3 protein-coding genes, 2 tRNA genes and 1 rRNA gene are annotated in these 11,192 nt (G+C 40.6%); all 6 read left to right on the plus strand.

Annotated elements, in window-relative coordinates:
* The first annotated feature begins 29 nt into the window (after positions 1-29).
* The 6 genes from sov (at position 30) to EL165_RS19370 (ending at position 11,109) form a co-directional block, all read left to right on the plus strand.
* Positions 30-7,067 carry a T9SS outer membrane translocon Sov/SprA gene (sov, locus tag EL165_RS19345; protein ID WP_002981712.1) on the plus strand — a complete coding sequence of 2,346 codons (7,038 nt, stop codon included), beginning with the start codon at positions 30-32 and terminating at the stop codon, positions 7,065-7,067.
* Between the two features lie 106 nt (positions 7,068-7,173).
* A complete protein-coding gene (gene gcvH / locus EL165_RS19350; RefSeq protein ID WP_041461925.1) occupies positions 7,174-7,551 on the plus strand; it encodes a glycine cleavage system protein GcvH in 378 nt (125 codons plus the stop codon).
* A complete protein-coding gene (locus EL165_RS19355) occupies positions 7,526-7,903 on the plus strand; it encodes a VanZ family protein (protein ID WP_002981710.1) in 378 nt (125 codons plus the stop codon). The genes gcvH and EL165_RS19355 overlap by 26 nt, the downstream gene beginning before the upstream one ends.
* Before the next feature lie 1,254 nt (positions 7,904-9,157).
* Positions 9,158-10,674, plus strand: a 16S ribosomal RNA gene (locus EL165_RS19360).
* 207 nt (positions 10,675-10,881) lie between these two features.
* Positions 10,882-10,955 (plus strand) — tRNA-Ile (locus EL165_RS19365).
* 80 nt (positions 10,956-11,035) lie between these two features.
* A tRNA-Ala gene (locus EL165_RS19370) sits at positions 11,036-11,109 on the plus strand.
* The last annotated feature ends 83 nt before the right edge of the window (positions 11,110-11,192 follow it).

The raw sequence follows: 11,192 nt of genomic DNA on the forward strand, positions 1-11,192 counted from the left end.
ACATATTTTTGTTCCTGTCGTTCCTTTGCATGTCTGTCAGTGCTTTCGCGCAGGCACAGAAAGATACAGCGATTATAAGAAAACAATATGAAGTGGCCGACCCTACGAGGTACGAAGCCTATTACGATATAAAAACCGGGATGTACTACGTGTATCCCAAAATCGGAAATACCATTACAGGTCCTCCTACAGCCATGTCTCCGGAAGAATATAAAGAATATATGCTTGCCAGCCAGACAAAGGCCTATTATAAGGAGAAATCTGATAAATATAACCTTCTCTTCAGAAGAGACAGAACTGATGCCAGAAAGAAAGGGCTTATTCCTTCATTACAGATCAACAACAGGCTTTTTGAAACCATTTTTGGTGGTAACAAAATTGAAATTATTCCTTCGGGGTATGCATCCCTGGATTTTGCAGGACTTTACCAGAAAATAGATAACCCGATGATCCTGCCACAAAACAGGACCAGCTTTACCTTTGATATAGATCAGAGAATTCAGCTGGGATTATTGGGGAAGGTAGGGGAAAACTTACAGTTAAAGGCCAATTATGATACCCAGAGTGGTTTTGCTTTCGAAAACAGGATGAACCTTGTTTGGCAGGCAAAAGGAAGCTGGAAAGATCTTCAAAGCAAAGGCCTTGGAAATGTAGATAAACCTAACGAAGGAGGAGAAGATAAAATCATCAAAAGAGTTGAATTCGGTAACGTAAACATGCCGCTTTCAACCAGTCTTATCCGTGGTTCCCAGTCATTGTTCGGGGTGAAGACAGAGTTTCAGTTAGGAAAAACATTCGGAACAGTTGTCCTTTCCCAGCAGCAAGGTGAAGCCCGTAATATTGTAGTACAGGGTGGTGGTGTGATGAATAACTTTAAAGTCAATGCTATTGACTATGAAGAAAACCAGCACTTTTTTATAGGACATTATTTCCTGAACAAGTATGATGATGCCCTCCTTAATTACCCACAGATCAACTCAACCATCAATATTACCAGAATGGAAGTTTGGGTACTTGATCAAGGGAACAGTAATCTGGCCTATCAGAAAAGTATTATCGGGATCAGAGACCTGGGAGAAGGTCCGGGAGGAATTACTCTGCCAGATAACTCATTGAATGGATTGTATGATGAAGTATCAAAAGTAGCCGGAACCAGAGAAGCGGGGAAAAATTACAATGCTCTTTTTCAGGGGCATGTCTTTCCGGGAAATTCTTCTCCCTATAGTAACGGAGAAGAATTTATTCTTGCAACAAAAGCAAGAAAACTGAATGCTAATGAATTTACCTTTCAGCCACAGCTTGGGTATATTTCATTAAACCAAAAACTTAATGACCAGCAGCTTTTAGCCGTTTCATACTCTTATACCGTTAACGGAAGTAATAAAGTATACAAAGTAGGGGAATTTTCTGAAGAAAGCCCTGTACTGGTTACTAAAGTATTGAGAGTAAATAACAAGATAAACACTCAGTCTCCGATGTGGGATCTGATGATGAAAAATATCTATTCTATAGATGCAGGACAGGTAGCGCCGGATGGATTTATCCTTAATGTATACTACAGAGATCCCAAAACAGGAGGTAAGGTAAACTACCTTCCGGACACGCCTGTAAAAGATCAGAACTTACTGAAATTATTTAACTGGGACCGCCTTAATATGAACGGTGATATCCAGAACAATAAAGATGGAAGTAAAGGAGATGGTATCTTCGACTTTGTCAATGGGATTACCATCAGACCGGAAACCGGAAGAGTCATTTTTACCAAAGTACAACCCTTTGGTGCTTATATGCAAAAGGCTTTAGGTGGAACCTTTGATCCTCAATATGTTTTCCAGGATCTTTATACCAAGCAAAAACTAGAAGCTTCTTCCAGTAACCTTTCGCAAAGGTATACCATGGAAGGTCGTTATAAAGGTGTTCAGGGACAAGGTATTTCTCTGGGGGCAGTAAACGTTCCTCAGGGATCGGTGAAAGTCGCTGCAAACGGGGTACAGCTTACTGAAGGTGTAGACTATACCGTAGACTATATGCTGGGAACGGTTACCATCATCAATGAAAATGTAAAGCAGTCCGGACAGGCCATCAATATTTCACTGGAAAACCAACTTACATTTAATACCCAAAGAAAAAGATTCTTAGGATTAAACTTAGAAAGAAGATTCAGTGAAAACTTTATCCTGGGTGGAACAGTAATCAATTATTCTGAATCTCCATTGACTCAGAAAGTAAACTTCGGGCAGGAAGCAGTAAATAATACTATGGCTGGGATCAACCTGATGTATAACAATCAGGCTCCTTACCTTACAAGACTTACCAATAAACTTCCGATGGTAAAAACCGAAGCTCCATCCAACTTAAACTTCAAGATGGAAGCTGCCTATTTATTACCGGGATTGAATAAAGGAACCAATAACCAGTCTTATATTGACGATTTTGAACAGACAACTTCTAAAATATCATTAAAAGAACCTGCAGCATGGAGCCTTGCATCAAAACCCGAAAAAAATAAGTTACCGCCATTTAATACAATACCGGCGGATGATGATATAACGAGTGGATATGGAAGAGGATTGCTGACATGGTATAACATTGATCCAAGATTCTGGGGTGTCGGAGGGAAAGCTCCCGCAGGGATCACACCACAGTCTGTATCCAATCACGCTTCCAGAAGGGTGCAATATTCTGAAATTTATAACAACAGAGATTTCGTAGCAGGAGAACAAACCTTTACGAATACTTTCGATATTTCTTATTTCCCTAAAGAAAAAGGACCGTATAACGTTAATCCTTTAACAGAACAGACACAAAGCAGATGGGCTGGGATTATGAGATCCATCAGCGTTCCGAACTTTGTGAGTTCAAATATTGAATATGTTGAATTCTGGATGATGGATCCTTATGCAGATGGTAAAACCCTGGGTGCTGATCCAAAGCTTTTACTTCACTTAGGAAACGTTTCCGAAGATGTTCTGAAAGATGGTAAAATGCAGTATGAAAACGGACTTCCTACTCCGGGAACACCTTCTTCTACAACAAATTCAAACTGGGGAGTACAGCCAAAACAGCCGCCAATTTTATATGCATTCTCTACAGAAGGAGATGACAGAAGAATTCAGGATGCAGGATATGACGGTCTTACTTCTGATCAGGAAGCCATGAGGTTCGGGAATACCTTTGTAAACCCGGTAACCAATATTGCTGACCCGGCAGTGGATGACTTCGTATTCTATCTTTCTGATAAATTTACAGGAAGTCAGGCTGCTTCAGTGGTAGAACGATATAAATATTTCAGAAACCCGGAAGGAAACTCCGAAGCAAACTCTCTGAATGTAGCTTCACAAACTCCGGATGCTGAAGATATCAACAAAGATTATAACCTTGACCAGACTGAAAACTATAACCAATATGTTATAAAGCTTGACCAGCCAAGTTTATCACTTGGGGCAAATAATAATATTGTAGATGTAAAAACAGTAAAAGCAACATTTCAGAACGGGCAGACTTCAGATGTTAAATGGTATTTGTTCAGAATCCCTGTGGCGAATTATGATCCATCTGAAGGAACAGCAGATCCATCTGTGTTAAATAACGTAAGATTTGCGAGATTAATGCTGACAGGATTTGATCAAACGTCTACTTTAAGATTCGGAACAATGGATCTTGTAAGATCAGACTGGAGAAAATATAATAGTAACATTGCCAGTACAAATATTCCAGGTTCAGGAGAGGGTATAGGGGTTGTTACAGACCCGAATTTTGAGGTAGGAAGTGTGAATATTGAAGAGAATGCACTGAACCAGCCTCCGTATGTATTACCTCCGGGAATTGACAGACAAGTGTTAAGTGGAAATGCAGGAGCTCAGAGACAGAATGAAGCCTCACTTTACATGAAAGTGAAAGATCTTAAGACTGAGGCAAGAGGTGTGTTTAAAAATACAACGTTGGATATGAGAAGATACAAAAAGCTGAAGCTGTTTGTGCATGCTCATGATCCATCTAATACTATCACAGGAATTGATGAGAAAACGAAATTTTTTATACGTTTCGGAAGCGATGCTACTGACAACTATTATGAATATGAATCATCTTTAAAAATGACTCCTACTACAGCAACAGCTCCTATGGAGATCTGGCCAATGGAAAATGAAGTTGATTTTGATGTTCAGAATTTTGTAGATGCAAAAATAAGAAGAGATAAGTCAGGAGTGAAAATCACTGAAAGAACAAAAGACCTTACATATCAGGAACCTTATAAAAATATCTATATCAAAGGACGGCCTAGTTTAGGAAATATTACCACCATTATGATTGGGGTAAGAAACTCTGATCCAAGAGGGGCATCCACTATAACAAGAGTTCTTTGGGTTAACGAAATCCGTCTATCTGAAATTGAAAACGATGGAGGATATGCAGGAAATGCAAGCTTAAACTTCAATATGGGAGACTTGGCAACAGTGAACGCTAATGCTTCCTATACATCGGTTGGTTTCGGGAATATCGATTCTAAACCTGCAGAAAGAACCCAGTCTACCCAATCAGCATTCAGTATTAATACTGCGATTAATGTAGACAAATTCCTTCCTGAAAAAACCGGAGTGAAAATTCCGTTAAATTATTCTTACTCACAGACCATTGAAGATCCGAAATACAATCCTTTGGACACCGATGTGGAGTTCAGCAAGGCGCCTAATAAAGATCAGCTGAAAAAAGTAGCGAGAACTTATACCCAGCAGAGAAGTATAGGAGTTGTGAATATGCATAAGGAAAGAGTAAATCCAAATAAGAAACCCAAATTCTATGATATAGAAAACGTTTCTGTAACTGCTGTTTATAACGATGACTATTACAGAGACATTTATACCAAGAGAAACTACAGACAGTATCTGAGAGGATATATTGATTACAACTATACATTTAAGCCGTGGGTGATCAAACCTTTCAACAAAATGATCAGCGATACCGCAAAATCTACAAAGTATCTGAGATGGGTGAAGGAATTCAACTTTAATCCAATACCTACAAGAATATCTTTCAGAACTGAAATCGACAGAAATTATAACGAGCTTGAGTTCAGAAACGTGGAAGCAATTCTGAACGGAAATATGAACAGTGACTTTGATGCCATCAAAAACAGAAACTTCTTCTTTGGATGGCAGTATGGATTAGGATTTAATTTCACAAAATCATTAAAACTGGAAATCAACTCAGCAACCAGAACCCTTAATGATAACCTGGATGTGAATTCTATGGATAATAAGTCGATCTTCGGAAATGTATTCAGAGCAGGAAGACCGGTATTGTATAATCACAGAGCACAGTTGAATTATAAGCTGCCATTCCAGTATCTTCCTTACCTGGATTTCATTGATGCGGAAGTAGGATATGGATTTACTTATAACTGGGCAGCAAGGTCTACTTCATTGCTTGGATTTGTGGATCCTAATACGAATCAGCCGGCAAGTTTAGGATCAGTGGGTCAGAATACAAATGTTATTCAGGCAACGGCTTCAGCAGATCTTCCTAAGTTCTTTGGCCAGTTTAACTATTTTAAAAACATCAATGCAAAACTGCAGAAGCGCAGACAGGAGATGGACTCTCTGAATAATGTGTATGCAAAACAATGGGAAAAGAACAGATACAGATACAAAAAGTATAAATTTAAAAACAGACTTACTCCACTGCAAAGCGCAGCATTCTTCCTGACTTCTTTCAAGCAGTTGAATGTAAGTTATAATGAAACAAACGGAACAGTGCTTCCTGGATTAATATCAGCACCAAACTGGTATGGATACGGACAGACACTGGGAGGTCCTACACTTGGGTTCCTTTTAGGATCGCAGGCAGATATCAGAAGAACGGTAATGGAGAACGGATGGGTGAGTGGTTCTAACTATATGACAGATCCATACGTAAGAATGTCTACCAAGGAATTGAGGGCAGACTTACAGGTAATGCCGATGAACGATTTAAGAGTTGATCTGAATGTATTGCATACTTTTAACAGTAACTTCTCACATACAGGATTTAACTATACCAATAACGGAGTTCCTGATCCGGACTTTACATTTGCCAGCGAATTGACAACCTATTCCAATACGACAACGCTTCTTAGCACATCGTTTAAAGATGGACAGGCAGTTTATCAGGCTATCAGAGAAAATGCAAGAGCGCTTTCCCAGCAATTGGGAGGCCCTGGAGCAGTATTGGATAACAATGGATTTGCTCAGCATTATAGCATCGGAAACGCCTATGTATTGATTCCAGCCTTTAGAGCAGCTATGGAAGGAAAGTCAGTGACACCGATGACCAATCCTAAAAAATCAGGATTCCCTTTACCAAACTGGAGAATTACGTATTCAGGATTAAAAAATATTCCGATCATCAGCGGACAGTTCACGAAGTTTGATATTTTACATGCTTATACCGCGACCTATACTGCAACGGGGATCCAAAGCAATGTAGATTATCATGATAATCCGAACGGATATTATCAGACTGTAGATGATGCTGGTAATGTAATCAAAAATGCAGGAGACAAGATCAATCCTTATACATTTGCACAGGTTGGATATGTAGAATCCTTCTCGCCGCTTATTGGAATAGATGTTACCATGAGAAATAATATGCAGTTTGGGATACAGTATAACAGAACCAGAATGATGGTGCTGGGATTGGTAAACCAGACGCTTACTGAAGATGCCAATACAGAATATGTGGTAAGACTTGGATATATTGTCAGAAACTTCAGATTGGGAACAGCTAATATCAGAGGAAGAGGAACAAGAGGAAAAGGAAGTGATCTTAACATCAGAGGAGATATTTCATTAAGAGACAGTAAAACCTCCATTATGAATATCCTGTTGAATGACGCTCAGGTTACGGGAGGACAAAGATTGATGAACATTAAACTTTCTGCAGACTACAATGTTTCTGAGAATCTGAACCTGAGGGTATTCTACGAACAGATGACCTCAAAGTATAAGATTTCCACAGCATTCCCGCTGTCTACAATCAGAGCCGGCATCTCAGCTACATTTACATTCGGTGAATCCGGAGGTGGATTCTAAAATAATACAAACCTAAAAGTCCTTCAGTTTTGAAGGACTTTTTTTATATCCGATATTTGAAGCTACTATATTTTTGAATACATTTGTACAAAATAAAAATTTAAAAATGAACACACCATCAGAATTAAAGTACACCAAAGATCACGAATGGATCAGAATCGAAGGTAACGTTGCTACAATCGGTATTACAGACTTCGCTCAGGGAGAACTTGGAGACATCGTATACGTAGATGTAGATACTGTAGATGATGACCTTAATGGGGGAGACGTTTTCGGAAGTGTAGAAGCGGTAAAGACTGTTTCAGATCTATTCTTGCCTGTTTCAGGGAAGGTTATTGAATTTAATTCAGACTTAGAAGATCAGCCTGAGCTGTTAAACACAGATCCTTATGGAAACGGATGGATCATCAAATTGGAAATTGCTGATGGAGCAGATCAGTCAGAGTTACTTTCTGCAGATGATTACAAAGCGATCATTGGATAAGATTTCAAAAATATTTAGTAAGATACTGCCCATTTATTGGGCATTTCTTACTTATATGCTTCTCAAACCCGGAGAAGAAAACCATGAATATTGGTTTATGTTCAATGGTATCGACAAAGTTTTGCATCTCAGTATCTTTGCAGCTTTGGGATTTTCTTTCATTGCCACATTTCCTAAAATAAAATTCTCCTACTTCTTTCAGATCATCCTTATTTATGCATTCCTTACTGAAATTCTGCAGGAAGAAATGGGACTGGGAAGATCTATGGAAACCTTAGATATCGTTGCAGATTCTATCGGATGCCTGTTAGGCTACTATGTCTATAAGCTATTGATAAAGCGTTTTTTCTGATCCCAGTTTCGAAAGACTGCTAAGCACTCTACCTCCATCTTTATATTATAAGCGAGATAATATAAGCGAGCCACTTCAGTTTCTCAATACTTTTATATTCTCACTCTCTCACACTCCTACTTTATTTCGGAGCTTAATCCTGCTATCCATTCATACTCCTCGCGCCTGCACTCTCCCACGCTCAAACCCTCTCGCCCTCCAACTCCTGCTGCGGGGTAACCATTTCTATCAGGGCTAGGGAAGGAGTCGTTAATGATGAATGATGAATGATGAATTTCATGGTGGAGAATATAGTGGTTCGGGTTATTGTGTTGCGAGCTTCGGGTTAGTGAAAACAAGCCTTTATTTCCCTTGTGTCATTCCACAGGAATCCAAACCTCTTGACCAGAGCCCTTAAAGGATGTAAGTTGGAGGGATAATGTCTAAGCTTTTTTTTAACAGTTGACATTAGCCTTGTCATGCTACGGAAAAGTTTTGTCCGGACTCCTGCGGAGTGAGAGTGCTGTGTTTGCTATATAATATGGTGTATCATCAATTCAATCGGAGCCAGGCATAATTCTTAATTTTTCGAAGAAACCCTGTTTTCTTATATAGTCTGTTCTCTATTATATAATATATACACTATTCACACCCCGTATCCCCGCATCCCGCATCACCATTCTCTCTTTCTCTCACCCTCAAACCCTCCCACGCTCAAACGCTCATACCCTCCAACCCAATACCCCAAACAAATGTTTAAAATTTTTCTCCCTGCAATCCAGTGCTTTAAGTGTAAATATTACGAAACGGTAAAATTTATGTTAAATAAACTTGTTTTGCGTTGTGAGAAGTTACTATCTTTGCCCCACTGAAAACGAGAGTAGATCAGTAAGCGCAGAAGAGCTTTTAGCTAAGCAGGAACATTATTTACTTCATAAGAGACAGACGAAAAAAAACTTTAAAACTTTTTGCGAAAAGAGTTGTGAGATAAAAAAGAGTTTGTATCTTTGCAGTCCGAATAAATCGGAGCGCAGGAGTAGAGAGATTGAGGGTTTGAGAAGGATTAAGGTTACTTAAAAAACTTTAAAATTTTCTTCAAAAACATTTGGTCATTAAAAAATAAAGTTTTACTTTTGCACTCGCAAATACGGAGCGCCACTGACAGAGAGCGTGCTTCGGGAAAAGCGGAAGATATAAAGATCATTGACATACAATATAACAACCAAGTAAGGAAAAACTAAAGCGTTAAAAACTTTGAGTGAGTCAGACAAACATACAATGGAGAGTTTGATCCTGGCTCAGGATGAACGCTAGCGGGAGGCCTAACACATGCAAGCCGAGCGGTAGAGATCTTTCGGGATCTTGAGAGCGGCGTACGGGTGCGGAACACGTGTGCAACCTGCCTTTATCAGGGGGATAGCCTTTCGAAAGGAAGATTAATACCCCATAATATATTGAGTGGCATCACTTAATATTGAAAACTCCGGTGGATAGAGATGGGCACGCGCAAGATTAGATAGTTGGTGAGGTAACGGCTCACCAAGTCTGCGATCTTTAGGGGGCCTGAGAGGGTGATCCCCCACACTGGTACTGAGACACGGACCAGACTCCTACGGGAGGCAGCAGTGAGGAATATTGGACAATGGGTGCGAGCCTGATCCAGCCATCCCGCGTGAAGGACGACGGCCCTATGGGTTGTAAACTTCTTTTGTATAGGGATAAACCTACTCTCGTGAGAGTAGCTGAAGGTACTATACGAATAAGCACCGGCTAACTCCGTGCCAGCAGCCGCGGTAATACGGAGGGTGCAAGCGTTATCCGGATTTATTGGGTTTAAAGGGTCCGTAGGCGGATCTGTAAGTCAGTGGTGAAATCTCACAGCTTAACTGTGAAACTGCCATTGATACTGCAGGTCTTGAGTGTTGTTGAAGTAGCTGGAATAAGTAGTGTAGCGGTGAAATGCATAGATATTACTTAGAACACCAATTGCGAAGGCAGGTTACTAAGCAACAACTGACGCTGATGGACGAAAGCGTGGGGAGCGAACAGGATTAGATACCCTGGTAGTCCACGCCGTAAACGATGCTAACTCGTTTTTGGGCTTTCGGGTTCAGAGACTAAGCGAAAGTGATAAGTTAGCCACCTGGGGAGTACGAACGCAAGTTTGAAACTCAAAGGAATTGACGGGGGCCCGCACAAGCGGTGGATTATGTGGTTTAATTCGATGATACGCGAGGAACCTTACCAAGGCTTAAATGGGAAATGACAGGCTTAGAAATAGGCTTTTCTTCGGACATTTTTCAAGGTGCTGCATGGTTGTCGTCAGCTCGTGCCGTGAGGTGTTAGGTTAAGTCCTGCAACGAGCGCAACCCCTGTCACTAGTTGCCATCATTAAGTTGGGGACTCTAGTGAGACTGCCTACGCAAGTAGAGAGGAAGGTGGGGATGACGTCAAATCATCACGGCCCTTACGCCTTGGGCCACACACGTAATACAATGGCCGGTACAGAGGGCAGCTACACTGCGAAGTGATGCAAATCTCGAAAGCCGGTCTCAGTTCGGATTGGAGTCTGCAACTCGACTCTATGAAGCTGGAATCGCTAGTAATCGCGCATCAGCCATGGCGCGGTGAATACGTTCCCGGGCCTTGTACACACCGCCCGTCAAGCCATGGAAGTCTGGGGTACCTGAAGTCGGTGACCGTAACAGGAGCTGCCTAGGGTAAAACAGGTAACTAGGGCTAAGTCGTAACAAGGTAGCCGTACCGGAAGGTGCGGCTGGAACATCTCATTTTAGAGCGTCGTTAGACGATAAAAAAATTAGTATCGCAAGATACAGAACTTACTTAAAGTTCAAGCTTTAGTTTTTTGTTTGGTTGATTTATATTAAAAATAAAACCCACTAGAAATTAGTAAACGGGAAGAGAAAACGAGTAAGAAGTAGAGTTGTAAGGTATATGAAAATAATTACTTATCGCTCATTACTCATCACTCATAATAGAGTCTCGTAGCTCAGCTGGTTAGAGCGCTACACTGATAATGTAGAGGTCGGCAGTTCGAGCCTGCCCGAGACTACTAATTAAAGCGGATAGCAAATAGGGACTATCTTCTGGCCACTAGCCAAAAGCAGGAAGCCATAAGCTAAAAGCACTAGAGGGGAATTAGCTCAGCTGGCTAGAGCGCCTGCCTTGCACGCAGGAGGTCAAGGGTTCGACTCCCTTATTCTCCACAGAGTGGATGGTTTAGTTTTAAAAAAGCAAATAGAGCCAAAAACAATATTTGCGAATTAAATCAGAAATAGATTTAAGATCA

This window comes from Chryseobacterium gleum (assembly GCF_900636535.1).
Lineage (GTDB): Bacteria > Bacteroidota > Bacteroidia > Flavobacteriales > Weeksellaceae > Chryseobacterium > Chryseobacterium gleum.